Below are 26,953 nucleotides of genomic sequence, written 5' to 3' on the forward strand. Positions count from 1 at the left end.
AACCAAACACGGCCGTCACACCGCGGAAACACTGCGGCCTCAGAGTTTCTCCATGGATTCAAGATCGGCATTGACGCTGAGCATCGGTGTGCTCGGCGGACTCGCGGTGGCGCTCACCGCGGAAGTGATCACGGTCCCGATCTGGGTGGTCTTCCTGACGTGGGCCTCGTTCTTCTTCGTCGGTGGCGGAGTCGGCGGCTGGGTGCGGTCGCTGACGAGCAATCTGGCCGGCGTCGTGATCGCGTCGGCCAGCCTTTATGCGGGACATCTGTTGGGCGGCAGCCTGTTGGCGATTGCGGTCGCCGTCGGTATCGGAAGTGCGGTGATGGTGCAGGCGTCGTGGGTTCCGCTGCTGTCGACGACACCGGCGGTGGTGGTCGGGTTCGCGAGCACCGTCTCCACGGTGGCCGGTACGGGCCACGCGATCACCGTGACGTCGATATCGCATCCGGGCCTCGTCGCGGCGATGGCGTGCGTGCTGGGGGCGTCGTTCGGACTGTTGTCCGAATTCCTCGCGAAGGTGTTGACCCGCGAGACCGACCCGGCTCAGGCGAGTTCGGAGAGTTCCCCGACCACGGAAGGCAGCCCTGCGTAATGAAACTGCAGCACTATCTCGGTGGCCTCGAGGGGCTGCCGGAACCGCTGAATTTCGAGAAGCGCGTTTTCGTCGAAGAGTGGGAGAAGCGCATCTTCGGAATCCACGTCGCGATGATGGGGTTGTCGAACCACCTCGGTTCGGCGCTTCCGCAGTACCCCATCGACCAGGTGCCCACCGCGTTCAAGGACGAGTGGACGTGGGCCGATCTGCGAACCGGCGCGGAGGCGATGAACCCGTTCGACTACTTCAAGTTCCGCTATTACGAGAAGTGGCTCGGCGGCATCACGCAGTTCTTCATCGACAAGGGTTATGTGACCGAGGCCGAATTGACCGCGCGCAAGAAGGAGTTGGCGGCCGAGAGCGCCACCGCCGCAGTCGATCCGGTGCCGGAGATCGACGACCAGGTCGTCGATTATCTGCGCAGGGGTGACAGTCCCCGCCGTGACATCGCACATCCGAAGTTCGCCGTCGGCGACTCCGTGCGGATCACCAACGTGCCTGCCGCCGCGCATACCCGCCTGCCGGGCTACCTCCGTGGCCGCGTGGGCACCGTGGAACGCATCTTCGAAGGCGACTACGCCTATTTCACGCACACCGGCGACGGCATCGGGGATCCGATGCCGATCTACATCGTCGCGTTCGATCCGCAGGAGCTGTTCGGCGAGCGCGCCGAGGGCGGCCCGCTGACGATCTACGCAGAGTTGTTCGAGGCCTACCTGAAAGGAGCCCGATGAGCGAACAGTTCCACTACCCCGACGACCGAGAGGTGTCCAGCGCCGCGAAAGTCGCTGCGCTGGAGTCGCTGTTGATCCAGAAGGGCGTGATCACCAATCAGACGGTCGACAGGGTGTTGTCGTACTTCGAATCGGAGATGACACCGCTCAACGGTCGCAAGATCGTCGTGAAAGCCTGGACCGATCCGGATTTCGCGGCCCGCGTCGTGGTCGACACGCCCGCCGCGATCGCCGAACTGGACCTGCCCGAGGGCATGGCCGGCGCCGAGGGCGAGCACCTGCAAGCCGTCGCCAACTCCCCCGGTGTGCACAATCTCGTCATCTGCACGCTGTGCTCTTGTTTCCCCTGGCCGGTGCTCGGTCTGCCGCCGTACTGGTACAAGGATCCGGTGTTCCGCGCCCGCGCGGCGCGCGAGCCGCGCAAGGTTCTCGCCGAGATCGGTGTCGAGCTGCCCGAGGACACCGAGATCAAGGTCTGGGACAGCAGCGGGCACTCCCGCTGGTTCGTGATTCCCGAACGGCCGCTCGGAACAGAGCAATTCACCGACGAGGAGTTGATGGAACTGGTCACGACCGAATCCATGATGGGCGTCGCGCTGGCGGGACCGGTCTCATGAACCTGCACGAGACCTGCACCACCGACCAGGCCGCCCCGCAGTTCGACCACGACTGGCAGCGCCGCGCCTTCGGCCTGGCGCTGGCGTTGTCGGAGTTCCGCCACTTCGACTGGAGCGACTTCCAGCAGAGTCTGATCGAGACGATCGGCCAATGGGAGGACACACCGGAGGCCGAGCGAGGCGACTGGGAGTACTACGACCACTGGGTCAGCGCCCTGGAAAAGGTGATTCACGATCACCATCTGCTGACCGCGCCCGCCCGGATGACCGGAGACAGCCATGACTGAAGCGACCGCCACGCGGGTCGAAGCCCGCGCATTGGTCGCGACGGCGCGGCTGACCGGGACCGCGTTCCTGGCGCTGGCGGTGCTGTATCTCGTCGGCCTCGACCAGGGCGCGACGTCGATCTTCGGATCCGACACGCACATTCACGAGTTCGTGCACGACGCCCGCCACCTGCTCGGGTTCCCCTGCCACTAGATCACCACGAGCGCAGTCGCCGCAGTCGCGGCCACGCACATCGACAGCCCATGTGGTACCGGGCTATTCGATCGGCACAGTACGGCGCCGACGGCCCACACCCCCGTCCCCAGTGGGGCGCCGAGCGCCGCCAATGCCCACGCGTCGACACCGAACGAACCGGTCAACGCGCCGATTCCGATCGCGAGCTTGACGTCGCCGGCGCCCATCGCCGCGGGGGCCAAGAGATGCACCGCCAGGTAGACAGCGAACAGGGCCAGGGCACCCGCGAACGCCGGCAGCCCACGTCCCGTCACAAACGCGGCGCCGAGGATGGCCACCGAGCCCGGCAGTGTCAGCCAGTTCGGCAGCCGACGTTGTCGGATGTCGAATGCGCTCAACGCCATCAGCCACGCCAACACCGCGGCACAGGCCACTCCCCCCATCTACGAAGGCTAACCGCGATCCAGCGCCGCCCTCATCGCGTCTTTGGGCGCTGGCATCCCGGTGAATTGCTCGACCTGGGCGAAGGCCTGGTTCAGCAGCATCTGCAGTCCGCTGATCACCCGGCCGCCGGCACCCTGCACCGCGGCGGCCAACGGTGTCGGCCACGGGTCGTAGATGGCGTCGAGCAGCACCGGGATCCGCGCGAAGGCCGATGCGTACGTCGCGGCCGCGTCGGCGGGAATGGTGTTGACCATCAGGTCCGCGTCGGCGACCGCCGCGACAATCCCGGAACCGTCGATGTCGGCCCACGCGCCGTCGGCACCCAGCCGCGTCGCCAGGTCCACCAGGGGTGCGGCCTTGTCGGGATTGCGGGCCGCGACGGTGATCCGCTGCACTCCGAGTTCGGCCAGCCCAATCACCCCCGCGGGCGCCGTGCCCCCGGAGCCCACCACGATGCCGTGGGTCGCCGCGATGCCTTCCAGAGCGCCCGTCACGCCGTCGATGTCGGTGTTGTCGGCGCGCCACCCGGTTTCGGTGTGCACGAGCGTGTTGGCCGAACCGACGAGTTCCGCGCGGGTGGTGCGCTCATCGGCGACGGCGAGCGCCGCGAATTTGCCCGGCATCGTCACCGAGACGCCCACCCACTCCGGGCCGAAACCGAAGACCAGTCCGGGCAGTTGCTCCGCGGTGCACTCGATGCGCTCGTAGGTCCAATCGTCCAGCCCCAGCGCCCGATACGCGGCCAGGTGTAATTGCGGAGACCGCGAATGGGCGATCGGCGATCCGAGCACCGCCGCCTTACGGCTCACCGCGCGGAGTCGAGCACACCGTTGCGCCGGGCGAGCTCGATGTTCGCGAGATGCTGCTGATAGTCCCGGGTGAACAGCGTCGTCCCCTTCATGTCGATGGTGACGAAGTACAGCCAGTCGCCCGGCGCGGGATCCTCGGCGGCGGCCAAGGCGGCTGCGCTCGGCGAGCAGATCGGGGTCGCCGGAAGTCCGGGCCGGACATAGGTGTTCCAGTCGTTGTGCTGGGCCCGGTCGGCGTCGGTGGTGGCCACCTCGATGCGGTCGAGCGGATAGTTCACGGTGGAATCGAACTCGAGCGTGCGGTTCTCGGCCAACCGGTTGTAGATGACGCGTGCCACCTTGGAGAAGTCCTCGGGCGTCGATTCGCGCTGCACCAACGAGCCGACCGTCAGGATCTGATACGGCGACATGTCCATGGCCGCGGCCGTCTCGAGCAGGCCGCCGTTGGCGTATTGCGCTGCGCTGGTGGAGATCAGGTTCGCCAGGATCTCCTGGGGCTGCGCGGACGGGTCGATGTTCCACGTCCCCGCCGCGATCAACCCCTCGAGTCGGCGATGATCGTCCCCCATCGCCTCGACGGGGGCGACCGCCCACTCGGCGACTCCGAGCGACGCCGGTGTCGCCCGTGCGGCCACGTCCTTCAACGCGTCCGCGGGCACGCAGTGCCGCTGGCCGTCGAGGTCCACACACGTCGCCCTGGAGATGAGGGTGAGGATGCCTTCGGTGACGGCGTTGGTCTTGACATCACGCACGTCGTCGAGCTGGCGCCCCTCGGGGATCGTCAGCTTGCCCACGCGGTTCTTCGGATCCGACAGCCTCTCAACGGCATTGGCGGCCGGGATCTCGGTGCGCAGCTTGTAGTAGCCCGGCTGGATCGCCGAGATCGCGTCGTTGCCCTCGGCCGCGTCGACGAACGCGCTGGCGGTCGCGACGATGTTGTGCTCCTTCAACGTCTTGCCGATCGCGGTGGTGGAGTCACCGTCGTGCACCTGGATCACGACGTCGGTGACGCCGCTGCCGGTGAAGTCGTTACCGCCGAACAGCGAATGCCACATCCTGGAGCCGAGGAACACCGCGCCGATCACGACCATGATGAGCAGGCCGACGGCCAGACCACCGGCCAGCCGGCGCTTGCGCCGGCTGCGCGCAGCCCGGATCCGCTCCGCGCGCGTCATCCGGCGCCGCGGCGGACCCACGGCCACCGGTTCGGCCCGCTCGCGGCCCCATTGGTTAGTCATTACCGACCTCTCCGTGCGCGGCGACGTGCTCGTCCGCTCCTCGCGTGCGCGCCGCGGTGCGCCGCTGGTCCAACCAGTTCTGCAGAATGCCCACCGCCGCCGCTTGATCGATGACCGACCGCTGCCCTTTGGCGCGGACACCGGCATCGCGCAGCGAGCGCTGAGCCACCACCGTAGTGAGTCGTTCGTCGGCGAGGCGCACGGGTGTCGGGGCGATCCGCGCGGCCAACGCGTCGGCCAACGCGACGGCGTCGGAAGCCGAGGACCCCGAGCGCTCGGCGAGCGTGCGCGGCAACCCCACGATGACCTCCACCGCGTCGAGCTCGGCGACCAACGCCGCGAGTCGCCGGATGTGCCGGTTCGTACGGTCGCGCCGCACGGTCTCGACCGGGGTGGCCAGGATGCCGTCCGGGTCGCTGGCGGCCACGCCGATGCGCACAGTGCCGACGTCGATGCCGATCCGGCGGCCCCGCCCCGGGTCGGGCGGGTTCAGTGAATCCCCTGGCCGATCCGGCAGACGATCACCTGATGCTGCTGGCGCAAGCGGATCGCCTCCCGTCGGTGTGGAATTCACGCCGCTAGCCCCGGTCGATCTCTGCTCGGAGCGCGGCCAGCGCCGCGTCGATTCCCGCGGCTCCCTTGCCGGAACCCTGTGCCAGATCGGCCTTTCCGCCGCCGCGGCCGTTGACCGCCGCGCCCAACGTCTTCACCAGATCGTTGGCGTTGAAGCCCAGATCCTGTGCGGCCGGGTTGACCGCGACCACGAACGGGACGCTGTCGTTGTCCCCTTCGGCGATCAACGCGACGACGGCCGGATCGCTGCCGAGCTTGCCGCGGATATCGCCGACCAGCGTGCGCAGGTCACCGGCCGACATCCCTCCGGCCATCCGCTGCGCCACGAGACGGACCTTACCGACAAGTTCCGCACCCGCGGCGGCATTCGCGGCCGCGGCGCGGGCGTTGGCCAGGCGCAGCCGGTCGAGCTCCTTCTCGGCGGCGCGCAGCCGCTCGACCAGGTTCGCCACCCGCGCCGGCACCTCTTCCGACGGCACCTTCAGCGTCGAGGCGAGCCCGGCCATCAACGCCCGTTCCTTGGCCAGGTGACGGAACGACTCCAGACCGACGTAGGCCTCGACCCGGCGCACCCCGGAGCCCACCGAGGACTCGCCGAGGATCGTGACCGGACCGATCTGTGCGGAGTTGTGCACGTGGGTGCCGCCGCACAGCTCCAAAGAGAACGGGCCGCCGATCTCGACCACGCGGACCTGCTCGGGGTACTGCTCGCCGAAGAGCGCGATGGCGCCCATCGACTTGGCCTTCTCCAACTCGGTGGTGAACGTGTGCACCTCGAAGTCGGCTTCGACCGCCTCGTTGGTCACCTCTTCGATCTGGGTGCGCTGATCCTCGGAAAGCGCGCCCTGCCAGTTGAAGTCGAATCGGAGATAGCCGGGGCGGTTGAGCGAACCCGCCTGAACCGCGTTGGGCCCCAACACCTGCCGCAGAGCGGCATGCACCATGTGCGTACCGGAGTGTCCCTGCGTGGCACCATGGCGCCACTTCGGGTCGACCGCCGCGACGACCGTATCGCCTTCGACGAATTCGCCGGACTCCACGTTGACGCGGTGCGACCACAGGGTTTTCGCGATCTTCTGCACATCGGTGACCGCCGCCTTGGCCGCCGTCGACGCACCCGATCCGCTGATCGTGCCCTCGTCGGCGATCTGGCCGCCGGACTCGGCGTAGAACGGCGTGCGGTCGAGGATCAACTCGATGCGGTCGGGAGGCGGGCCCCCACCGGCGGCCGAGCCGCCGAAACCGGCACCGTCGTGCGAAACGACGGGCACCCGCTTACCGTCGACGAAGATACCGAGAATCCTTGCCTCGGAGGTCAACTCGTCGAACCCGGTGAACTCGGTCGGACTCGAGTCGACCAGGTCGCGGTAGGCCGACAGGTCCGAGTGCGCCTGTTTGCGCGCCGCGGCGTCGGCCTTGGCGCGCTGCCGCTGTTCGGCCATCAGGCCGCGGAAGCCCTCCTCGTCGACGGACAGCCCGTGCTCGGCGGCCATCTCGAGGGTGAGCTCGATCGGGAAGCCGTAGGTGTCGTGCAGCGTGAAGGCGTCCGAGCCGGACAGCACCGTCGCGCCCTTGGCCTTCGTCGCGGTGGCCGCCTCGTCGAACAGTCGCGAACCGGAGGCCAGCGTGCGGTTGAACGCGGTCTCCTCTGCCACGGCGATCCGCTCGATGCGGTCGAAGTCGGCGATCAGTTCGGGGTAGGACGGGCCCATCGCGTCGCGCACGGTTGCCATCAGCTCGGCCATGATCGGCTGTTCCACGCCGAGCAGTTTCGCGGCGCGAATGATCCGGCGTAGCAGGCGGCGCAGCACGTATCCGCGGCCCTCGTTGCCCGGGCTCACGCCGTCGCCGATGATGATGGCCGCGGTCCGGCTGTGGTCGGCGATGATGCGGTAGCGCACGTCGTCGGTGTGGTTGCCCTGCCCGTAGCCGCGGGGGGCGCGCGCAGCCACCAGGTCGATGGCCGGACGCAACAGGTCGGTCTCATAGACGTTGTCGACGCCCTGCAGCAGGCAGGCGACGCGCTCGACGCCCATGCCGGTGTCGATGTTCTTGCGCGGCAGCGGTCCGAGGATCTCGAAGTCCTCTTTCGAGGTGCCCTCGCCGCGCTCGTTCTGCATGAACACGAGATTCCAGATCTCGATGTAGCGGTCCTCATTGGCGACCGGACCGCCCTCGACGCCGTACTCGGGGCCGCGGTCGTAGTAGATCTCCGAGGACGGCCCGCAGGGTCCTGGGATGCCCATCGACCAGTAGTTGTCGGCCATCCCGCGACGCTGGATCCGCTCGGGCGGCAGCCCCGCGACCTCCTGCCACAGCTCCATCGCCTCGTCGTCATCGAGGTAGACCGTCGCCCACAGGCGTTCGCGGTCGAGGCCGTATCCACCCTGGTCGACCGGGTTGGTCAGCAGCGTCCAGGCGAACTCGATGGCGCCCTTCTTGAAGTAGTCGCCGAAGGAGAAGTTGCCCGCCATCTGGAAGAAGGTGTTGTGCCGGGTGGTGATGCCCACCTCGTCGATGTCGGGCGTGCGGATGCACTTCTGGACGCTGGTGGCCCGCTTCCAGGGCGGGGTCTGCTGCCCGAGGAAGTAGGGGACGAACTGCACCATGCCGGCGTTGACGAACAGCAGGTTCGGGTCGTCGAGAATGACCGAGGCGCTCGGCACCTCGGTGTGGCCCGCCTTCACGAAGTGATCGAGGAAACGCTTCCTGATCTCGTGTGTCTGCACGTCTGATACATCCTTGAAGTTTCGCTGGTACCTGCGACTATTCGACCGCACTACAGTACCGGTCGCGGTTGTCACGCCGTAGAGCCAACGATCGTGCGACGCCTGCAGTGCCCTGGTCACACCTCTTCGGGTGTCATCGACGTCACGTCAGCCGCCGATAAAGCTCAACCGGACCTTCCTCTGCGGGTTGTCGCGGTTGAGGTCGACGAGCACGACGCTCTGCCAGGTGCCGAGCTGCGGCTCGCCGTCCTCGACGGGCAGGGTCACCGACGGCGACACCAGCGCGGGCAGCACATGATCGGCGCCGTGTCCCGGCGAACCGTGCGAGTGGCGGTAGCGGTCGTCTCGTGGCAGCAGGCGTTCGAGCGTCTCGACGAGGTCGTCGTCGGAACCCGCGCCCGTCTCGATGATCGCCACACCCGCGGTTGCGTGCGGCACGAACACGCTGCACAGGCCGTCGCCGCGGCCGCCGCAGAACGAGCGCACCGCGTCGGTCAGGTCGATGATGCGGCGTTGGCCGGTCTCGATGTTCAGCACGTCGGAATCCACGTCATCGAGCGTACGAGGCGGCTCGCCGAATTCGTTGTATCGGCCACCGCTCAAGAGGAAGCTGAGAGGTGGTCCGGCGGCGCCGATGGGGCGCTGCCCCGAACAAAGGGGTCGGCCGTGTACGCACGCTCTACCACCGTTCAAGCCCGCCCGTCGGCGATCAACGAGGGCATCGCGGTTATCCGGTCCGAGGTCATGCCCGCGCTGGAGGCGATGGACGGGTACATCGGCTTGTCGCTACTGGTGGACCGGGAATCCGGCCATTGCATCGCGACCAGCGCCTGGGAGTCAGAGGGTGCGTTGCGCGCGAGCGCCGAGCAGGCGGCCCCGTTGCGCGACCGTGCCGCCGAGATCCTCGGCGGTGAGGCGACGGTCGATCAGTGGCAGATCGGCGTCATGCACCGCGATCACCGCTCGGCGGAAGGTGCCTGCGTCCGGGTCACCTGGCTGCGGGTGCCCCGCGAACACATCGCACGATCGATCGAGTTCTACAAGACCGACGTGCTGCCGGCCCTGGAGGCGCTCGACGGGTTCTGCAGCGCCAGCTACCTGATGAACCCGGATTCGGGTCGGGCCGTGTCGTCGGCGACCTTCGACAGCCACGACGCCATGGTGGGCAATCGCGAGCAGGCCAGGGAGCTGCGCAACGCCCGCACCCGCGAACTGGGGGCCGACATCGTCGATCTCGGCGAGTTCGAGCTCGCGGTCGCACATCTGCGCATCCCGGAACTGGTCTGATCGCGAACCCGCGGAACCGTTTCGTTTATTGACGCCGGTGTCGGGGTATGTCAGCTGCACCCCGAGACCCTGGAGGAACCATGACCGTCACCGGCATTCTCACCGCAATTGTCATCGGCGCAGTGATCGGTTTGCTCGCCCGCTTGATCCTGCCCGGCAGGCAGCCCATCGGAATCATTGTGACCGTCCTCGTCGGCATCGTGTCGGCGCTGATCGGCACATGGCTCGCCAACGCGCTCGGCCTGCCGACCGCCACGAAGGGTGTCGACTGGATCGAGTTGCTCTGCCAGCTGGTCGTCGCCGTCATCGGCGTGGCCATCGCGTCCGCGCTCATGGGCCGCAGGCGCACCGGCATGATGGGCGGTCGTCGCGGCGGCGTCCTGCGCTGACCTGACCACCCAGGCGATCCCGGCTGCGCCCCCCCGCAGCCGGGATCGCTTCTGTCACAAGGCCTTCGACAACTCCGTCCTCAGCAGCTCGTCGAGCCTCTCGTAGCCTTCCGTCATCCCGCCCGCCATGCCGGAGGCCATCAGCGCGTCTCTGGCCTCAACGGTCGGGCAGATCGACCGGCCCCGCAACCTGCTGCGACCACCGCCCAGGTCCTCGAACCACAGGTACTCGATGTTGACCTGATCGGGTGCGCCCTCGAACTCGAACGTCTGCAGGATGAACTCGTTGCCGCGGACGGTGTGGAAGGTTCCGTTGAACCTGTAAGCGCCGTCCTCGTCCTTGTGCGTGTAGCGATATCCGCCGTGGCTCCTGAACTCCCACTCCTCGATCGTCATCTCGAGTCGGCGCGGGCCGAGCCACCGCTTGACCAGGTCGGGTTCGGCGTGCGCGCGGAACAGGGCTTCGACGGGCGCGTCGAACTCCCGGGTGAACTCCATGGCCAGGGTGTCTACCGGGGCCGTGAGGTCGAGTGCGTTGCTCATGTGTCGGTTCCTTTCTCAGAGGTGGCGGTCATGTCGGCCAGCAGGGTGTCCAGCCGGCGGTAGCTGCGTTCGGCGTCGAGTCGGTACCGGTCGATCCATGCGGTCAGCCGCTCGAGAGCGGCCGCATCCAGGTGTACGGGCCGACGCTGCGCATCGCGGGTCCTGGTGACCAGTCCCGCCTGCTCGAGCACCTGAATGTGTTTGGACACCGCCTGTTTGGTGATGTCGAACGGTTCGGCGAGCTCGTTGACCGTCGCCGGTCCCCGCGACAGCCGCGCCACGATGGCGCGCCGCACAGGGTCGGCCAATGCAAGGAATGCGCGGTCGAGCCGGGACTCCTCATCGCCATCACGCTCCAATAATCAACCTCTATTTTGATCAATGTTTTGGTTGAATACCAACGTAGATCCCATTTGGTCGGGTGTCAACGTTCAAATCAGCGCTTGCGACGGATGATCGCGCGCAGCTTGTCGAGCCGGGTAGCGATCTCGCGCTCGGCACCGTGGGAGGTCGGCCGGTAGTAATCGACGCCGACCAGCTCGTCGGGCGGATACTGTTGGGACACAACGCCATCGGGGTCATCGTGGCTGTACTTGTACCCGACCGCGTTGCCCAGCTTCTGCGCGCCGGAATAGTGGCCGTCGCGCAGATGCGGTGGGACCATCCCGGCCTTACCCGCCCGGATGTCGGCCATCGCCGCTCCGAGCGCGGTGGTTACCGCGTTCGACTTGGGCGCCGTCGCGAGATGCACCGTGGCGTGCGCGAGCGTGAGCTGCGCTTCGGGCATACCGATCAGCTGCACGGTCTGGGCGGCGGCCACCGCGGTCTGCAGCGCGGTCGGATCCGCCATGCCGATGTCCTCGCTGGCCAGGATCATCAACCGCCGCGCCACAAACCGCGGGTCCTCCCCCGCGACCAGCATCCGCGACAGGTAGTGCAGCGCCGCGTCGACGTCGGAGCCGCGGACCGACTTGATGAACGCGCTGATCACGTCGTAGTGCTGATCGCCATCGCGGTCGTAGCGCACGGCGGCCTTGTCCAGCGACTGCTCGATGGTCTCGACCGTCACCTTCTCGCCCGCCTCGGCGGCCACCTCGAGCGCGGTCAACGCGCGGCGGGCATCGCCCGCGGACAGCGATACCAGCAGGTCGACGGCTTCGTCGGTGACCTCGACCCGGCCCGCGAGGCCGCGAGGGTCGTCGATGGCGCGGCGGACCAGCGTGCACACCGCGTCGGCGTCGAGCGGCTGCAGTTGCAGGATCAGCGACCGCGACAGCAGCGGGGCGACGACCGAGAACGATGGGTTCTCGGTGGTCGCCGCGACGAGCGCCACGACGCGGTTCTCGACCGCGGACAGCAGCGCGTCCTGCTGTGTCTTGGAGAACCGGTGCACCTCGTCGATGAACAGCACCGTCTGCTCGCCGTATGCGGCGGCGCGCCTGGCGACGTCGATGACGGCGCGAACCTCTTTGACCCCCGCCGACAGCGCCGACAGGGCCTCGAATCGGCGGCCCGTGGCCTGTGAGATCAGCGACGCGAGCGTGGTCTTACCGGTGCCCGGCGGCCCGTAGAGGATGACCGAGGCCGCACCGGAACCCTCGACCATCCGGCGCAGCGGCGAGCCCGGCTGCAGCAGGTGGTCCTGCCCGACGACCTCGTCGAGCGTGGCCGGCCGCATCCGTACCGCCAGCGGTGCCGACGCACCGACGGCACCAGCCGCCGGCGCGGGGGCCTCACCGGGGACGTCGAACAGACCGTCGGACACGCCTTCTGCTTACCACGCCGTCACGACGCGGGTTGCGTGACGAAGTCGATGAGCTCCTCCACGCGCCCGATCAGCGCGGGTTCCAGGTCGTTCCAGTCACGCACTCGCTTGCGGATCCGCTGCCAGGCGCGCGCGATGTCGGCCTGCCCGGCCGTCGGCCAGCCCAGTGCCCGGCACACGCCGGTCTTCCAGTCGACGCCCTTCGGCACGACGGGCCATCTCTCGACGCCCAGCCGCTCGGGTTTGACGGCCTGCCAGATGTCGATGAACGGGTGGCCGACGACCAACGTGTGGGGTCCGCCCGGGCCGCGTCGGACCGCGTCCGCGATCCGGGCCTCCTTCGAACCCGCGACCAGATGGTCGACGAGCACGCCGAGCCGGCGGCCGGGCCCCGGCCGAAAGTCCTCGACGATCGCGACGAGATCGTCGACGCCGCCGAGGTGTTCGACCACCACCCCCTCGATCCGAAGATCGTCGCCCCAGACCTGCTCGACGAGTTCGGCGTCGTGCCGGCCCTCGACGTAGATGCGGCTGGCCAGCGCGACCTTCGCCCGTGCACCGTGCACCGCCACCGATCCGGAAGCGGTGCGGGTCGTCGTTGGCGCGGATTTTTTGGGCGCGGTGAGTATCACCGGCTTGCCGTCGATCAGGTAGCCCGGCCCGACGGGGAACGGCTTGCGCCGTCCGTTGCGGTCCTCGAGCTCCATCCGGCCGTACTCGATTCGCACGATCGCGCCGACGTAACCCGTCTGCGCGTCCTCGACGACGAGGCCGATCTCGGCCGGTTGTTGGGTGGAGCGGGCCTTGCGCTGGTGCGGGTTGTCGGCTAGGACGTCGAAACCATATCGATCAGCCACCGGGCGATCGTAGGGCCGCGTCCGCGACAGCCCACGACGGCGCGCCCGGGCGCGTCGGCCAGAATGCGGGGCATGACGGATCTCGCTCGATACGGGCCGTGGGCGGTGATCGCCGGCGGTTCCGAAGGCGTCGGCGCCTCGTTCGCCAACCGACTTGCCGGCGCGGGGATCAACCTCGTGTTGATCGCACGCAAACCCGACGCGCTCGAGCGCACGGCCGAGGACTGCCGCGGCAGCGGTGTGGAGGTCCGAACGCTCGCCGTCGACCTGACCGCATCCGATGCGCTGCAGCGCACCGCGGACGTCACCGACGACGTGGAGGTCGGCTTGCTGATCTACAACGCCGGCGCCAATACGTGCAGCGAGCACTTCCTCGACGGAGCGCTCGACGACTTCCAGCAGGTGATCGACCTGAACATCGGCACCATGCTGGCGATGGTTCAGCACTTCGCCCGTCCCATGCGTGAGCGCCGCCGCGGCGGAATCCTCATGGTGGGCTCGATGGCCGGTTACCTGGGTTCGGTGCGCCACACGGTCTACGGCGGGGTGAAGGCGTTCGGCCGCATCTTCGCCGAGAGCCTGTGGCTCGAGCTACGCGAGTACGACGTGGACGTTCTCGAACTCGTTCTCGGCGTGACCCGCACACCCGCGATGGAACGGGTGGGCCTGAACTTCGATGTGCCCGGCCTGCGGGTCGCCGAACCCGACGACGTCGCACGAGAAGGCCTGGCGCAGTTGGCCAACGGGCCGGTGTACGTGGCGGGCGGTAATGCCGACGACGTCGCCCGCCGCAACGATCCCGACCGCGCGAAGGTGGTGCTCGGTACCGATCGGATGATGCGCAAGTTGTTGGGCGAGAGGGAAAGCCGATGATCGAGCTGGCGGACCTGGAGCGGCGTCTGCGCCGCATCGAGGACGAACGTGCGATCGAGCGGATGATCGCGTCCTACGGTCCCCTGGTGGACGCCGGTAAAGCCGATGCGGCAGCGGATCTTTGGGCAGAAGACGGCAGTTACGACGTCGAGGGGTGGCGCATGGCCGGACGCGACGAGGTCGCGGCGATGGTGCGCTCGGACGCACACCAGGGCTTGATCCGCCGCGGCTGCTGCCACTTCCTGGGACCCGCGGTGGTCACCGTGAACGGCGACGAGGCGGTGGCGGTCTGCGATTCAGTGTTGGTGACCCGCCACGACGACGGCTTCGCGGTATCGCGGGCGGGCGCCAACCACTTCCGGTTGCGCCGCAGCGACGGACGATGGGTCATCGTCGAACGGCGATCCCGTCGGCTCGACGGCAGTGCCCAGGCCCGCGAATTGCTGGCCGACGGCATCACCCCTGGGTGACCTCTTCGACGACCGTGTGGATGAAGCGCATCTTCTCGAGCACCGGGGCGGGTAGCACGAACGGGTAGAGATCTTCCTTGCCCATCGAGCGGTTCAGCATGTTCAGTGCCCATGACAGGGGTATCCACATCTCAATGATCGCGTCGAAGCTGCTCGGACCCAACACTTTTCGCTCGAATGTCGCGGCCGCGGGCGCGACCCCGAACGCCGCCGCCGTGTCCTGAGTGTCGCGGATGTGCAGGTAGTGCGCGAACGTCTCCGCCCAGTCCTCGGCGGGATGCATGGTGGCGTAGGAGGAGACGAAGCTCTTCCCCCAGTTGTCGGGCGGACCTTCGTTGTAGTGGCGATCAAGGGCCGCTTGGTAGTCGGCGTCGGGATCGCCGAACAGTTCGCGGAACCGTGCGTCGTATTCGGGCGACACGCTGACCAGGCGGTAGTAGTAATAGTGCCCGACCTCGTGGCGGAAGTGGCCGAGAAGTGTGCGGTACGGTTCCCCCATCGCCTTGCGCAACTGCTCGCGGTGTACGTCGTCACCCTCGGCGAGATCCAATGTGATGACGCCGTTTTCGTGACCGGTGAACACCTTGCGGTGTTCGCTGGAGAGCAGGTCGAAGGCCAGGCCGTAATCGGGGTCCTCGTCGCGGCCGATGATCGGCAGCTTGAGTTCGTGCAGTTCGACCAGCAGTCGCCGCTTGGCGCGTTCGGCGTCGGCGAACGCCGCGAGGGCCTTGGTGTCGGAGTCCTGGGGCCGGGTACGGGTGAGGCTGCACGCCTCGCACAGCTTGTGGTCGGGTGTCTTCTCCACCAGCCAGTTGCATTCGGCCAGATGCATGTTCGCGCACAGCTGGTACTTGTCGCCGTCGACGAAGCCGGCCTGGCTCTGCTCGTCCCCAGAGGCGATGACCAACAGCGCCATGTCATCGAGCGAGAATCCCAGAGGCCGACCGCACGACAGGCACAGCGAGTTCTCGAACGCGAGACGCTGACCGCAGTTCGGGCACAGGAAGTCACGCATGCAGCACGCCTCCCTCGAACGGTTCGACGTCAACCGCGACCTCGATTTCGCTGCTCTGCGAATCGGTGTAGATGATGCCGCGCAACGGTGGGACGTCGGCGTAGTCACGCCCGTATCCGACGGTGATGTAGCGCTCGTCGACCATCTGGTCGTTGGTGGGATCGAGGCCCAGCCACTGGTTCTGCGGTGTCCACACGGCGGCCCATGCGTGGGTCGCGTCGATACCGATCATCCGTTCCTTCCCGGGGGGTGGATCGGTCGCCAGATATCCGGACACATAACTGGCGGCCAACCCGTTGGCGCGTAGGCAGGCGATGGCCAGCCGTGCAAAGTCCTGACATACCCCTTCGCGTGCCGCCAAAACCTCGCTGACCTGAGTGGACACCGTCGTCGACCCCGAGCGGTAGGTGAAGTCGGCGTAGATCCGGTGCGTCAGATCCCGCAGCGCCTCGATCAGCGGTCGTTCGGGCTCGAAACTCGGTGCCGCGTAATCGCGTAGCGCCGGCGTGATCTCGGGTGGCTGCAGGTCGAGGGTGAACTCGGTTGCCAGGGCCGCCTCCGCGCCGACCGGGCGGGCGATCTCCCACGGCGCCAACGCCGAACCGGCCCCGTACAGAGTCGGCGGCGGCGGGTCGACCTCGACGACCGAACGGCTGGTCACCGACAACGTCTGGTGGGGTTCGGTCACATGGAAGTACGAGCTGATGTTGCCGTAGACGTCGCGGCTGGTCGAGCTGTCCGCGGCGGGTGGATCGATCTCGAGTTCGTGTGACAGGCAGCGCTGACGCGCGGTGTCCCGCGGGGTGAGGAATCCGCGGCCGTAAGAGCTGGTGACGTCGGCGGCGTAGCGATACACGGTGCGGTGCGTGATGCGGTAGGTGCGGCTGGCGGCCGACGACGTCGGGCCGTCCGGAAAGGCGGTCACGGCATCAGCCTCCGCTCGTCCGGGCCCCACAGGTGCTGCATGCCGCCCGGCAGCGACAGATGCGTCGCGGTGATCACGTTCGACAGTTCGCGAAGGTCGCGGTGCATCCCGTCGAGCAGGGCGGCGAGCTCGGAGCGCCGGCCGTCGGCGATCTCCTCGAGGTCGTCCGGGTCGAGCCGCCGCAGCCGGGTACCGATCTCGTCGACCATCCGCTCGGGACGTGATGAACCCGAGGAACCCGGAAGCGCCTTGAGTCCCGTGCGCAGCCGCTCCAGCTGGTAGGCCAGCGAGCGCGGGTTGTCGATGTCGAACAGCACCAGTTCGGCGACTGCGGAGACGCTGACCTTACCCAGCATCCGCCGTCGGTAGATGACCGATGACTCACACACCACAAGGGTCGATTCGGTAATGGTCTGCTCGGCGCCGGGACTGCGCGCGGTCGTCAGCGTCGCACTCAGCAGCGCGGTGAGGTTGAGCCCGCGTTCAATGCGTTTGCCGATGTCCATCATCGTCCAGCTGACGTCACGGATCATCGACTCGGCCGCCACACCCGAGAGCGCCAACATGCCCGCGAGGGTGAGGTTGGTGGCCGCCGTGAGAAACGCATCGCCCTCGGCCTGCGAATCGGGCGGCTCGTTGGCGGGGCGCCCCGACGCGGGCGAATGGAGCAGCGCACGTTCGACAGCGGCCAGCACCATCCACGTGTCGTTGGACATCTGATCGCGCACCGAACGGGTGACCAGGCCGAGCCGCTCGACCGAGTGCGCCAGCGACCCCGGTCGGTGTCGGTCGGCGGTCAACGACCACAGCGTCGACTGTGCGGTGGCAACCATCTCCGCGTAGTCGCCGTCGGCGCCGGTGTCGGTGCCGGTCAGGTGGCCCAGTGCGGTCAGCAGCACGGGCACGCACTCGCTGCCGTCCATGTCTCGGCGGTAGTGGAATTCGTGATAGCGATCCCTGGTCACGGTGAGCAGTCGCGCCATGTGCTCGGCGCGTTCGGCGTAGCGCCCCGCCCAGAACATGTCGGCCAGCACGCGCGGCGAGCTGACCGCCCGCGTCGCGCTCGGCGTGATCGCAGGCAGCTCGACCGGCGGTACCCGGTCCACGGTGACCCGCTCCGGCGCCCGGACCCAGACATCCTTGGCCGCAACGGTGTTGAGCGTGTAAGCCGCATCGCCGGGCGCCAACACATATCCGAGCCCGCCGATCATCGGCGCGTAGCCGTCGCGCTGAGCGACCGTGAACAGCCGCATGCCGACGTTCGTCGCCGAGAGCCCGCCCAGGCCCGCAACGCTTGGTGCAGAGGAGAACTGCGGGATTTCCTGGCCGACCCACTGCCACGGTGTGGCTTCGATACACGCGGCGAGCTGCTTGCGCTGCTCGGTGGACAGCGCCGGACCGACGATGGCCCGCCCGCCTGTCACCGGTTTGATCAACAGCGACGGCAGGTGGGCCAGCAGATGCGAGCGTTCGGTTCCGATGCCACCCCAGTACATCGGCGCGGTGTCGAGTACCGGCGACTCGCCGAGCAACCGCTCCGAGAGCTGGGGCAAAAACCGCTGCAGGCCCGGGTTTTCCAGGATGCCGCTGCCGAGGGTGTTGACGACGGCCGCGGTGCCGCGGCGCAGCGCCTCGACGAGGCCGGCGACGCCGAGCCGCGAGTCGGAACGCAGATCCAGCGGGTCGACCCAGTCCGCGTCGACGCGGCGCAGCACCACGTCGACACGCTTGAGCGTGCCCATCGACCGCATCCACAGCTTGCCGTCGCGCACCACCAGGTCGGCGCTCTCGACGAGGGGGAAGCCCAGGACGCTCGCCAGATACGCCTGGTCGAACGCGGTCTCGGAGTGGATGCCCGGGCTGAGCACCACCACCATCGGTTCCTCGGCCGACTCCGGGGCAGCGTCGATGAGCGCGAGACGGAGCGCTTGCGCCCACGGCGACGCGGGCCGCGGGCCGATCCGTTCGTAGAGGTCGGGTACGGCGTGCGCGACGACGCGCCGGTCCGCCAGCGCGTAGCCCGCGCCCGACGGTGCCTGCGTCCAGTCGGCGTTGACCACGAAACTGCCGTCGCCGACGCGGCTGACGTCGCAGCCGTGCAGGAACAGCTGGTGGCGGCCGGGAACGTCGATGCCTCGCGCGGCCCGCACATAGCCGGGGTGGGCGAAGAGAAGATGCGCGGGCAGCACGCCGCTGGTGATCGATACCTGAGGCCCGTACAGGTCGGTGAGGACGGCGTCGAGCAACCGGGAGCGCTGCAGCAGACCGGATTCCAGCGTGTTCCACTCGGTGGCCGAGATCACCAGGGGCAGCGCGTCGAGATGCCAGGGCCCCGGTTCGGCGGGTTCGTCGCCGTTGGTGCCGGGCTGGCCGACCACCGAACCGTGGCGGTCGACCTGGACGTAGGTGATGCCGTCGTTGTCGACGAGGCTGCGCACCACGTCGCGCAGCTGCGCCAGGCCGGGGCGACCGCGCTCGGCCACACATTCGGCCAGTTCCTGCCACGCCGGGCGGACATCGCCTGCGGCGTCGACGAACTCGTCGTAGCCGCTGCCTGCACCCGGTCGCACATCGAACAGCGCCTGCTGGACGCGCGCGGTGCGGTATCTGCCCAGCAGGTCGTCGGGAACATTCGGTTCCGGAAGTGCCATCAGTGCAGAACCGTAACCGGTCACCCCGGGATGCGGCGCGGCGCGCTGTGCCTCCGGTCGGCCAGCCGGCGCGTCCACAGGACGAGCACACCGGCCAAAACGATCGCGACCAGGTTGACCGCCAGCTGCGATGCGGACTTGGCCGCGACGTTCCAGTCCCCGACCGTGCCCGCGACGACCGCGAACCCCGCGGCGGGCACGGTCATGACCGAGATGAAAACACCTACGAGCGCAGCGGATTTCGAGGTGATCAGCGACAGCATCCCAGCCGTGCCGGCGAGGAACGCGACGACGAACGACAGCGGGCCGACTTGGAAGATGAAGTCGACCTCGTCCAGTTCGCTGGTGCTGGTGACGGTGATCCAGCCGATCGCCTCGCCCGCCAGGACGGCGACCGATGTGACGAGCATCGCGACCGGAAACCCGACCAGGAGCGCCAACGCCGCACGTCGTGCGAGGTACCTTCGGCGGCGCACCAGCGACACGGCCAGCGCCGCCAGCGGTCCGAACTCGGGGCCCACCACCGTCGCACCCACGACCGTCACGGGCGAGTCGGTCACCACACCGATCGAAGCGATCAAGCAGGCCACACACAGGAAGGCCAGGAAGGTGACGTTCAGGCTCGATTCCTCGCGGGTGCGCACCGCCAGCTCGTCCCACACCACCGCGTCGGCGGGATCGCCGTCGGCCGCGTCCTCGGCGCGGTACGCACGGGCCGAGAGCACGGTGTCGACGAAGTCGAGGGTGATCGCGCCGCGGTCCTTGACCCGCAGCTTCTTGAGCGCGTCGATCACCTCGTTGGCCGACTCCCTGGCGATGTCGGCGGTGATCTCGTCTCCGCGCGGTTCCACGGCGGCGTCGCGGTGAATGACGATGTGGGTGACGCCCGGGTTGTCCTGCAGGACGGCCATGACGGCGTCGCGCTGATCCGTCGGCGAGATGACGCGCAGATGCAGCACATCGGCACCCTACGCATGGCGTGCCGGCTCGCGTCGCCGAACGGGCCGGTTCAGCGCTTCAACCGCACCGCCAGTTCGTCGGGCGGTACGCGGTGCCCCTCGGCGCACCGGATCTCGACGGTGGCCTCCGCGCCGCACCCCTGGTGCGCCAGGCGTAACGGCGTGCGGTTAGGCAGGTGGCGCCTGCCCCACTCGAACATCGCCCAGACCACCGGCATGAACTCCCGGCCGGCCTCGGTGAGCACGTACTCGTCGCGGCTGCGCTGGCCCGGCTCCTGGTAGGGCTGCCGCTCCAGCAGACCGGCCTCGACGAGATCCGAAAGCCGCGACGCCGCGGCGGCTTTGGTGACCCCGACCCGGCGCCAAAAATCCTCGAACCGGGTGGTGCCGTAGTACGCCTCGCGCATGATGAGCATCGCCGACTTCGTGCCCAGCACCGCCATCGTCTTCTCGATCGGACACTCCCCGACCGCCGACCAGGCATCCCGGTCGGCCAGCCTCCCCTGCAGAACTGTCATGGAATTCACCCTACCCCTGAGTTGTTCCATCTATACCTAGCTGGTATAGCTGGGTATAGACAAGTTCACTCAGCGTGGAGGAGGCAGCAATGTCCGGATTCTCAGGTCGGGACGCCGTCATCGTCGGAGCGGTTCGCACCCCGATCGGCAAGGGCAAGCCGAACGGAGCGCTGCACGACGTGCTGCCCGTGGACCTGCTCGCGCACAGCCTCAAGGAGCTGGTGGCCAGGGCTGGGATCGACCCGGTGCAAATCGACGACGTCATCGCCGGCGCCGTCACCCAGGTCGGTGACCAGGCGGTCAACATCGCGCGCAATGCCCTGCTCGGGGCGGGATTCCCGGAGTCCGTGCCGGGCACGACGGTCGACCGCCAGTGCGGCAGCAGCCAGCAGGCCATCCACTTCGCCGCGCAGGGAGTGATCTCGGGCGCCTACGACATCGTCGTCGCGGCCGGGGTCGAGTCGATGTCACGCGTGCCGATGGGCTCGAGCGTGCTGCCCGGCAGCGACCCGTTCGGCGAGATGGCGCAGCGGTATCCCGAAGGCCTGGTGCCCCAGGGCATCAGCGCGGAGTTGATCGCGGCGAAGTGGGGTCTGTCGCGCCAGCAGCTCGACGAGTTCTCGGCGGGCAGCCACGAGAAGGCCGCCGCCGCGACCAAGGAGGGCCGCTTCGACAACGAGCTGACCCCGATCAACGGCCTCACCACCGACGAGATCATCCGGCCCGGCACGACCGTCGACACGCTCGCCGCGCTGAAGCCGGCGTTCTACAACCCCGCCTACGAGCAGCGCTTCCCGCAGATCGGTTGGGAGATCACGCCGGGCAACTCGTCGCCACTGTCCGATGGCAGCGCGGCGGTGCTGATCACCACCAGCGAGGTGGCCGCGCGCCTGGGCCTGCGCCCGCTCGCGCGCATCCACTCGATGACCGTCGTCGGGTCGGATCCGCTCTACATGCTGACGGGTGTCATCCCCGCGACGGAGAAGGTGCTGCAGCGCGCCGGGCTGACGCTCGCCGACATCGACCTGTTCGAGGTCAACGAGGCGTTCGCGCCCGTCGTCCTGGCCTGGGCGCAGGAAGTCGGAGAGCCGGCTCCCGCTGATCTTCTTGCCAAGACGAACGTCAACGGCGGCGCGATCGCGATCGGTCATCCGCTGGGTGCCAGCGGCGCGCGGATCATGACCACGTTGGTCAACGCGCTCGAGCAGCGCGGCGGCCGCTACGCGTTGCAGACGATGTGTGAGGGCGGCGGCATGGCCAACGCCACCATCATCGAGCGCCTCTGAGCCGAGCGGTTTCGGTGCGCTACCTATCGCCCAGCGATCGGTTCCGCACCGAAATCAGGCTCGGGCGAGCTCGAAGACCGGGATGACCCGGCTGGTCTTGGCTTGGTACTCCCCGAACACCGGCGTGATCTCGACCAGCTTCGGGTAGAGCTCGTCGCGCTCGTCGCGAGGCAGCTCACGGGCGTTGGCGTGGCATTCGCCTGCGCCGATCTCGACGCGGACCCGCGGATCGGCCCGTAGGTTGTGCACCCACGCCGGATCCTTGTCGGCGCCGGCGAACGACCCGACGACGTAGATCCTGTCGTCGATGTCGAAGTACGCCAGCGGCGACACCCGCGGCTGAGAAGACTTCGCGCCGGTGGTGTGCAGCAACAGGAGGTTTGCGCCCTCGAACGGTCCGCCGACCTTGCCGCCGTTGGCGCGGAACTCGTCGACGATGGCCTCGTTGAATTCCTTGAAGTTGGAGATCTCGGTCACCTCCGCTCCAAGTCCCGGCGAAGGCTCGGTATTCCGCACCCGCATAATCGACGACCATGCGGGTCATCGTCACGGGCGGTAACAGCGGCGTCGGCAAGGCCACTGCGGCGGCTCTGGCCGCCGACGGGCACCGCGTGGTGATCGCGTGCCGCGACGTCGACAAGGGCCGTCGGGTCGCCGACGAGATCAGCGGGGATGTCGCGGTCGCCGCCCTCGATCTCGCCGACCTGTCCAGCGTGCGCTCGTTCGCCGACTCCGTGGAATCCGTTGACGTGCTGGTGAACAACGCCGGCGTGATGGGAATGCCGTTGACGCGCACCGCCGATGGCTTCGAGGCTCATATCGGCATCAACCACCTCGGCCACTTCGCGTTGACGTGTCTGCTGGCCGACCGGATCACCGACCGGGTGATCTCGGTGGCCAGCGCGACGTACCTGTTCTGCAGCCTGCACCTCGACGACCTGAACTGGCATCGGCGCAAATACTCGAAGTGGAGTGCCTACGGCGAATCCAAATTGGCCAACCTGCTGTTCATCGCGGAACTGGCCCGCCGCGGTGTACGTGCCTACGCGACCGACCCCGGCGCGACCGACACCGATATCACCCGATCGCTGGGCATGGGCGAGCACCGGCGCATTCGGCGCCTGATGCACACCCCCGCCCAGGGCGCACGGGCCACGCTGCAGGCGATGACGACCGACCTGCCGAGCGGCACGTATCTGGCGCCGCGTTTCAACCAGATCGGCAGGCCGAAGGTGACGCGGTTGCGGCCCAAGGCCGTGGATCCGGTGACGGCGCGCCGGTTGTGGGAAGCGTCGGCCGAATTGACCGGTTGCGACTGGCCGGCCTGATCACTCTTTCTGCCGCCACCAGGCCACGATGTAGAGCACCATCGCCGCCGCCAGCGCGATCAGCACCCACAAGACCACCGCGAGATCGATCCACGCGCCCGCCGGCGGCGCGCCGGGCAAGAGGTTTCGCAGCGGAACCACCGCGAACAGCATCGCCGCAAACCAGGTTGTCAACGGCGGCAGAAACTTTCGGCGACCAAGCACCGTCTCGATGGCCACGAACAGCGCGGCCGCCGGCAGCGCGATCAGCACCAGCAGTACCCCGATGTCGAATGCGAGCGCTCCCCTGGTGCGCTCGGTACTGAAACGGACCGTCGGCACCGAGTCGGCGCTGCCGTGTTCGGTGCGCACGTCCCACCCGTTGATCTGCCCCGCGACGATGACGGGCGCCACGATCGGGCGGGGCTGCGCCCCGCCACCCAGGAAGGCCTGCACGCCGATGATGTCGGTCGTGAAGGTGTCGAACGGCCAGTTGTCGGGATCCCCGACGGCGACCAGTTGAGTCGTCGTGTCATTCCCGGAAAGCGTTGGATGGACGTAGATCAACTCGCCCGACCTGCTCCGAGAGGTCAACCGGATCGTGATGTCGTCGGTTTCAACTGCCTTCAGTTCGGGTCCCGGGTGCAGCAGGACGTCGGCCACGAGGCGGTTCTGAATCGCGTTCATCTCCCGCAACCGGATGATGACGACGGTCTCTCCGGTGACCGACGGTTCGGAGAACTGGAAGTGACGAGGCGCCGGCTCCAGCAGCGCGTAGCCGATCAGGGAGCCGACGTAGACGGCGAAGACGGCCACGACCGTCGTCACGACGGTGATCCGCCGTCGCCGGCTCCCGGCCGTACCCGTCGTCGGCGAGACCACTCCTGTCACGCGCGGATCGTAGCCCGCCGCAACCGGATCCGGTGGAGTTCGGGTCAGTCGGTCTTCGGCTTGGCGTCGATACCGGATTCCTTGCGCTGCTGCGCCGTGATCGGCGCGGGCGCTCCGGTCAGCGGGTCGACACCGCCTCCGGACTTCGGGAACGCGATCACTTCGCGGATCGAGTCCGCACCGGCGAGCAGCGCGGTGGTGCGGTCCCACCCGAATGCGAGGCCGCCATGCGGTGGGGCGCCAAAGGTGAACGCCTCCAACAGGAATCCGAACTTCTCCTCGGCCTCGGCCTTGTCGATACCCATCACCGCGAACACCCGCTCCTGGATGTCGCGGCGGTGGATACGGATCGAGCCGCCGCCGATCTCGTTGCCGTTGCAGACCACGTCGTAGGCGTCGGCGAGCACCGCGCCGGGATCGGTGTCGATGCGGTCCTCGAACTCCGGCTTCGGGGCGGTGAACGCATGGTGCACCGCGGTCCACGCACCGGAGCCGACCGCGACGTCGCCGTGTGCGGTCGCCTCGTCGGCGGGTTCGAACAGCGGCGGGTCCACCACCCAGGTGAACGCCCAGGCGTCGGGATCGATCATGTCGAGCCGCTTGGCGATCTCGATGCGGACCGCGCCGAGCAGCGCCCGCGAACTCTTCGCCGGGCCTGCCGAGAAGAACACGCAGTCACCCGGTGACGCGCCGACGTGGGCGGCCAGGCCGTCGCGTTCGGCATCGGACAGGTTCTTGGCCACCGGGCCGCTCAGCGTGCCGTCCTCGCCGACGAGCACGTAGGCCAGCCCCTTGTGCCCGCGCTGTTTGGCGAACTCCTGCCAGGCGTCCAGCGTGCGGCGGGGCTGCGAGGCGCCGCCGGGCATGACGACGGCCCCGACGTACGGCGCCTGGAACACCCGGAACGGGGTGTTTGAGAAGAACTCGGCGCACTCGACGAGCTCGAGTCCGAACCTCAGATCGGGCTTGTCCGAACCGAACCGGCGCATGGCCTCGGCGTAGGTGATCCGCGGCAGCGGAAGGGGCACGTCGTAGCCGATCAACCGCCACAGCGCTGCGACGATCTCCTCGGAGACCGCGATCACGTCCTCGGAGTCGACGAAGCTCATCTCGAGGTCCAGCTGGGTGAACTCGGGCTGGCGGTCGGCGCGGAAGTCCTCGTCGCGGTAGCAGCGCGCGATCTGGTAGTAGCGCTCCATGCCGGCCACCATGAGCAGCTGCTTGAACAGCTGGGGGCTCTGTGGCAGCGCGTAGAACGAACCCGGCTGCAACCGCGCGGGCACCAGGAAGTCGCGGGCGCCCTCGGGCGTCGAGCGGGTCATCGTCGGTGTTTCGATCTCGACGAAGTCGTGGCGCGCGAGCACCTCGCGGGCGGCGGCGTTCGCCTTGGAGCGCAGTCGGATCGCGTGGCCGGGCCCCTCGCGCCGCAGGTCGAGATAGCGGTACTTGAGGCGCGCCTCCTCGCCGGCCTGCTCGTCGAGCTGGAACGGCAGCGGGGCGCTCTCCCCCAGCACGGTCAGCGACGTCGCGTTGACCTCGATCTCGCCGGTCGCGATCTCCGGGTTGGCGTTGCCTTCGGGGCGGATCTCTACGACGCCGTCGATGGCGATGCAGAACTCGGCGCGCAGCCGGTGCGCCGCCTCCAGGACGCCGGCCTCGCGGAACACCACCTGTGACACCCCGGACGCGTCGCGCAGATCGATGAAGATGACGCCGCCGTGGTCGCGTCGACGCGCCACCCAGCCGGCCAACGTCACCTTCTGACCGGCGTCGGCGGGCCGCAACGATCCGGCGGCATGACTGCGCAGCACTGAAACTCCCTGGTAATCGCCTGACGAGACAACTGCCCAAGTGTAGAGGGGCGCAGTTCGCCGGTAACTTGGCGCTGTGGATGAGCGCTCGCGCGAAGACCCAGACGCTGCGACCCGTATCGCGCTTGTCGGGCCCGGTGCGATCGGTTCGACGGTCGCCGCCCTGCTGTACGCGGCCGGTCATCCGGTGACCCTGTGTGGCCGGACGCCGCGCGACTCCGTTGAGGTCAGGTCCGACGACCGCGACCCGATCGTGGTGCCGGGTCCGGTGTTGACCGACCCGGCGGTCATCGACGGGCCGGTCGACGTGGTGCTGCTGGCGGTCAAGGACACCCAGAATGAGCAGTCGGCCGGATGGTTGGCGAAATTGTGCGACGAACGCACGGTCGTGTGTGCGCTGCAGAACGGCGTCGAGCAGGTCGAGCGTGTCGGACGGCACTGCCCCGCGTCGACGGTGGTGCCTGCGGCGGTGTGGATTTCGGCTGAACCGACGCCGCAGGGCCATGTCCTCTTGCGTACCGGCGCCCGGTTGGTGCTGCCCGACACGGCTGGCGCGCAGACGCTGGCGGACCTGTTCGCAGGCAGCGCGGTCGCGGTCGAGATCGACCCGAACTTCCTCGACGCCGCCTGGCACAAGCTGCTGGTCAACGCCGTCGTGGGATTCATGGTGCTCAGCGGGCGCCGGTCGGGCATGTTCCGCCGGAACGACGTCGCCGGGTTGGCGCGCCGCTATCTGGCCGAGTGCCTCGCCGTCGCGCGGGCCGAGGGCGCCAACCTGGGCGACGAGGTGATCGACGACATCGTCGGGCTGCTCGCGAAGTCGCCGGAGGACATCACGACCTCGATGCTGACCGACCGCCAAGCGGGGCGACAGCTGGAGTGGGACATCCGCAACGGCGTGATCACCCGCAAGGGCGCCGCGCACGGGCTCAGCACGCCGATCAGCGAGGTGCTGGTGCCGCTGCTGGCGGCGGCGAGCGACGGGCCCGGCTAGACACGGTCGTTTACTGTGTGTGGTCATGCACCCGTGTGAACGCGTCGACCTGGGGTTCATCGAGACCGCGCCGTTCCGGTTCGTCAGCACCGTCGACCTCGCGATCACACCCGAGCAACTCTTCGAGGTGCTCGCCGATGCAGAGTCCTGGCCACACTGGGCCACGGTGATCACCGAGGTGACCTGGACGAGCCCAGAGCCGCGCGGC

Annotated in this window: 31 protein-coding genes; 13 read left to right on the forward strand and 18 right to left on the reverse strand. The window is 68.2% G+C overall.

Annotation, left to right across the window (positions count from 1 at the left end):
• The first annotated feature begins 52 nt into the window (after window positions 1–52).
• From A5650_RS06130 to A5650_RS06150, 5 genes are read left to right on the forward strand one after another with little or no spacing between them, the layout of a single operon-like run.
• Window positions 53–595, forward strand: coding sequence for a DUF1097 domain-containing protein (locus tag A5650_RS06130; protein WP_067287614.1), 543 nt, complete (start codon window positions 53–55; stop codon window positions 593–595).
• Window positions 595–1,332, forward strand: a complete 738-nt coding sequence (gene nthB / locus A5650_RS06135) for a nitrile hydratase subunit beta (protein ID WP_067287616.1) — start codon at window positions 595–597, stop codon at window positions 1,330–1,332. Before A5650_RS06130 ends, nthB begins: the two co-directional genes overlap by 1 nt.
• Window positions 1,329–1,949 (forward strand): nitrile hydratase subunit alpha, encoded by a 621-nt coding sequence (gene nthA, locus A5650_RS06140; RefSeq protein ID WP_067287618.1) that lies wholly within the window; start codon window positions 1,329–1,331, stop codon window positions 1,947–1,949. Before nthB ends, nthA begins: the two co-directional genes overlap by 4 nt.
• The gene (locus A5650_RS06145; protein ID WP_067287621.1) at window positions 1,946–2,236 is read left to right on the forward strand and encodes a nitrile hydratase accessory protein; all 291 of its coding nucleotides are present in this window, start codon (window positions 1,946–1,948) and stop codon (window positions 2,234–2,236) included. The genes nthA and A5650_RS06145 overlap by 4 nt, the downstream gene beginning before the upstream one ends.
• On the forward strand, window positions 2,229–2,429 hold the full coding sequence (locus A5650_RS06150; RefSeq protein ID WP_067287623.1) for a CbtB domain-containing protein: 201 nt from the start codon (window positions 2,229–2,231) through the stop codon (window positions 2,427–2,429). Before A5650_RS06145 ends, A5650_RS06150 begins: the two co-directional genes overlap by 8 nt.
• On the opposite strand, the gene A5650_RS06155 is transcribed toward A5650_RS06150, so the two are convergent.
• From A5650_RS06155 to A5650_RS06180, 6 genes are all read right to left on the reverse strand, one after another.
• Window positions 2,426–2,854, reverse strand: a complete 429-nt coding sequence (locus A5650_RS06155) for a prepilin peptidase (protein WP_067287626.1) — start codon at window positions 2,852–2,854, stop codon at window positions 2,426–2,428. The genes A5650_RS06150 and A5650_RS06155 overlap by 4 nt on opposite strands.
• Window positions 2,855–2,863: 9 nt before the next feature.
• On the reverse strand, window positions 2,864–3,664 hold the full coding sequence (locus A5650_RS06160; protein ID WP_067287627.1) for a shikimate dehydrogenase: 801 nt from the start codon (window positions 3,662–3,664) through the stop codon (window positions 2,864–2,866).
• On the reverse strand, window positions 3,661–4,902 hold the full coding sequence (locus A5650_RS06165; RefSeq protein ID WP_067287628.1) for an endolytic transglycosylase MltG: 1,242 nt from the start codon (window positions 4,900–4,902) through the stop codon (window positions 3,661–3,663). The genes A5650_RS06160 and A5650_RS06165 overlap by 4 nt, the downstream gene beginning before the upstream one ends.
• Window positions 4,895–5,476, reverse strand: a complete 582-nt coding sequence (ruvX, locus tag A5650_RS06170; protein ID WP_082950631.1) for a Holliday junction resolvase RuvX — start codon at window positions 5,474–5,476, stop codon at window positions 4,895–4,897. Before ruvX ends, A5650_RS06165 begins: the two co-directional genes overlap by 8 nt.
• 4 nt (window positions 5,477–5,480) lie before the next feature.
• Window positions 5,481–8,204: an alanine--tRNA ligase gene (gene alaS / locus A5650_RS06175; RefSeq protein WP_067287633.1), complete on the reverse strand. Its 2,724-nt coding sequence runs from the start codon at window positions 8,202–8,204 to the stop codon at window positions 5,481–5,483.
• A gap of 147 nt (window positions 8,205–8,351) precedes the next feature.
• The gene (locus A5650_RS06180; RefSeq protein WP_067287694.1) at window positions 8,352–8,753 is read right to left on the reverse strand and encodes a secondary thiamine-phosphate synthase enzyme YjbQ; all 402 of its coding nucleotides are present in this window, start codon (window positions 8,751–8,753) and stop codon (window positions 8,352–8,354) included.
• A 117-nt stretch (window positions 8,754–8,870) separates the two neighbouring features.
• On the opposite strand from A5650_RS06180, the gene A5650_RS06185 reads away from it, so the two are divergent.
• Both A5650_RS06185 and A5650_RS06190 read left to right on the forward strand, forming a co-directional pair.
• Window positions 8,871–9,491, forward strand: coding sequence for a hypothetical protein (locus tag A5650_RS06185; protein WP_067287636.1), 621 nt, complete (start codon window positions 8,871–8,873; stop codon window positions 9,489–9,491).
• 80 nt (window positions 9,492–9,571) lie between these two features.
• Window positions 9,572–9,880, forward strand: coding sequence for a GlsB/YeaQ/YmgE family stress response membrane protein (locus A5650_RS06190; RefSeq protein ID WP_067287638.1), 309 nt, complete (start codon window positions 9,572–9,574; stop codon window positions 9,878–9,880).
• A gap of 54 nt (window positions 9,881–9,934) precedes the next feature.
• Here A5650_RS06190 and A5650_RS06195 read toward each other — a convergent pair whose 3' ends face one another.
• The 4 genes from A5650_RS06195 to A5650_RS06210 form a co-directional block, all read right to left on the reverse strand.
• A complete protein-coding gene (locus A5650_RS06195; RefSeq protein ID WP_067287641.1) occupies window positions 9,935–10,423 on the reverse strand; it encodes an SRPBCC family protein in 489 nt (162 codons plus the stop codon).
• Window positions 10,420–10,782: an ArsR/SmtB family transcription factor gene (locus A5650_RS06200; protein ID WP_067287643.1), complete on the reverse strand. Its 363-nt coding sequence runs from the start codon at window positions 10,780–10,782 to the stop codon at window positions 10,420–10,422. The genes A5650_RS06195 and A5650_RS06200 overlap by 4 nt, the downstream gene beginning before the upstream one ends.
• Before the next feature lie 77 nt (window positions 10,783–10,859).
• On the reverse strand, window positions 10,860–12,188 hold the full coding sequence (locus A5650_RS06205; RefSeq protein ID WP_067287646.1) for a replication-associated recombination protein A: 1,329 nt from the start codon (window positions 12,186–12,188) through the stop codon (window positions 10,860–10,862).
• Between the two features lie 20 nt (window positions 12,189–12,208).
• Window positions 12,209–13,045 carry a DUF3097 domain-containing protein gene (locus A5650_RS06210; RefSeq protein ID WP_067287649.1) on the reverse strand — a complete coding sequence of 279 codons (837 nt, stop codon included), beginning with the start codon at window positions 13,043–13,045 and terminating at the stop codon, window positions 12,209–12,211.
• 72 nt (window positions 13,046–13,117) lie between these two features.
• Between A5650_RS06210 and A5650_RS06215 the strand changes: the two genes are divergently transcribed.
• Window positions 13,118–13,918 carry an SDR family NAD(P)-dependent oxidoreductase gene (locus A5650_RS06215; protein WP_067287651.1) on the forward strand — a complete coding sequence of 267 codons (801 nt, stop codon included), beginning with the start codon at window positions 13,118–13,120 and terminating at the stop codon, window positions 13,916–13,918.
• A complete protein-coding gene (locus A5650_RS06220; protein ID WP_067287654.1) occupies window positions 13,915–14,388 on the forward strand; it encodes a nuclear transport factor 2 family protein in 474 nt (157 codons plus the stop codon). The genes A5650_RS06215 and A5650_RS06220 overlap by 4 nt, the downstream gene beginning before the upstream one ends.
• On the opposite strand, the gene A5650_RS06225 is transcribed toward A5650_RS06220, so the two are convergent.
• The 5 genes from A5650_RS06225 to A5650_RS06245 are packed head-to-tail and all read right to left on the reverse strand — an operon-like array spanning window position 14,375 to window position 20,456.
• Window positions 14,375–15,403 carry a zinc-binding metallopeptidase family protein gene (locus A5650_RS06225; RefSeq protein WP_067287656.1) on the reverse strand — a complete coding sequence of 343 codons (1,029 nt, stop codon included), beginning with the start codon at window positions 15,401–15,403 and terminating at the stop codon, window positions 14,375–14,377. The genes A5650_RS06220 and A5650_RS06225 overlap by 14 nt on opposite strands.
• A complete protein-coding gene (locus tag A5650_RS06230; protein WP_067287659.1) occupies window positions 15,396–16,328 on the reverse strand; it encodes a transglutaminase family protein in 933 nt (310 codons plus the stop codon). The genes A5650_RS06225 and A5650_RS06230 overlap by 8 nt, the downstream gene beginning before the upstream one ends.
• Complete coding sequence (locus A5650_RS06235) at window positions 16,325–18,979, reverse strand: circularly permuted type 2 ATP-grasp protein (protein WP_067287697.1); 2,655 nt, start codon at window positions 18,977–18,979, stop codon at window positions 16,325–16,327. Before A5650_RS06235 ends, A5650_RS06230 begins: the two co-directional genes overlap by 4 nt.
• Window positions 18,980–18,999: 20 nt before the next feature.
• Complete coding sequence (locus A5650_RS06240; protein ID WP_067287660.1) at window positions 19,000–19,938, reverse strand: DUF389 domain-containing protein; 939 nt, start codon at window positions 19,936–19,938, stop codon at window positions 19,000–19,002.
• 50 nt (window positions 19,939–19,988) lie between these two features.
• Complete coding sequence (locus tag A5650_RS06245; RefSeq protein ID WP_067287662.1) at window positions 19,989–20,456, reverse strand: winged helix-turn-helix transcriptional regulator; 468 nt, start codon at window positions 20,454–20,456, stop codon at window positions 19,989–19,991.
• 89 nt (window positions 20,457–20,545) lie between these two features.
• On the opposite strand from A5650_RS06245, the gene A5650_RS06250 reads away from it, so the two are divergent.
• The gene (locus tag A5650_RS06250; RefSeq protein ID WP_067287665.1) at window positions 20,546–21,742 is read left to right on the forward strand and encodes a thiolase family protein; all 1,197 of its coding nucleotides are present in this window, start codon (window positions 20,546–20,548) and stop codon (window positions 21,740–21,742) included.
• Window positions 21,743–21,796: 54 nt separating this feature from the next.
• Here the strand turns inward: A5650_RS06250 and A5650_RS06255 are convergent, their stop codons facing one another.
• The gene (locus tag A5650_RS06255) at window positions 21,797–22,219 is read right to left on the reverse strand and encodes a nitroreductase family deazaflavin-dependent oxidoreductase (RefSeq protein WP_067287667.1); all 423 of its coding nucleotides are present in this window, start codon (window positions 22,217–22,219) and stop codon (window positions 21,797–21,799) included.
• A gap of 56 nt (window positions 22,220–22,275) precedes the next feature.
• On the opposite strand from A5650_RS06255, the gene A5650_RS06260 reads away from it, so the two are divergent.
• Window positions 22,276–23,070 carry an SDR family NAD(P)-dependent oxidoreductase gene (locus A5650_RS06260; protein WP_067287670.1) on the forward strand — a complete coding sequence of 265 codons (795 nt, stop codon included), beginning with the start codon at window positions 22,276–22,278 and terminating at the stop codon, window positions 23,068–23,070.
• Here A5650_RS06260 and A5650_RS06265 read toward each other — a convergent pair whose 3' ends face one another.
• Together A5650_RS06265 and aspS are read right to left on the reverse strand one after the other, a co-directional pair.
• On the reverse strand, window positions 23,071–23,940 hold the full coding sequence (locus tag A5650_RS06265) for a DUF8686 domain-containing protein (protein WP_231992550.1): 870 nt from the start codon (window positions 23,938–23,940) through the stop codon (window positions 23,071–23,073).
• Window positions 23,941–23,984: 44 nt separating this feature from the next.
• Window positions 23,985–25,751: an aspartate--tRNA ligase gene (aspS, locus tag A5650_RS06270; protein WP_067287675.1), complete on the reverse strand. Its 1,767-nt coding sequence runs from the start codon at window positions 25,749–25,751 to the stop codon at window positions 23,985–23,987.
• A 76-nt stretch (window positions 25,752–25,827) separates the two neighbouring features.
• Between aspS and A5650_RS06275 the strand changes: the two genes are divergently transcribed.
• Complete coding sequence (locus A5650_RS06275; protein WP_067287677.1) at window positions 25,828–26,745, forward strand: oxidoreductase; 918 nt, start codon at window positions 25,828–25,830, stop codon at window positions 26,743–26,745.
• A gap of 25 nt (window positions 26,746–26,770) precedes the next feature.
• Window positions 26,771–26,953: SRPBCC family protein (locus tag A5650_RS06280; RefSeq protein ID WP_197501797.1), on the forward strand; the 183-nt coding region annotated here is incomplete at its 3' end.

Origin of the sequence: Mycobacterium sp. 1164985.4 (genome assembly GCF_001668575.1) — a bacterium.
Lineage (GTDB): Bacteria > Actinomycetota > Actinomycetes > Mycobacteriales > Mycobacteriaceae > Mycobacterium.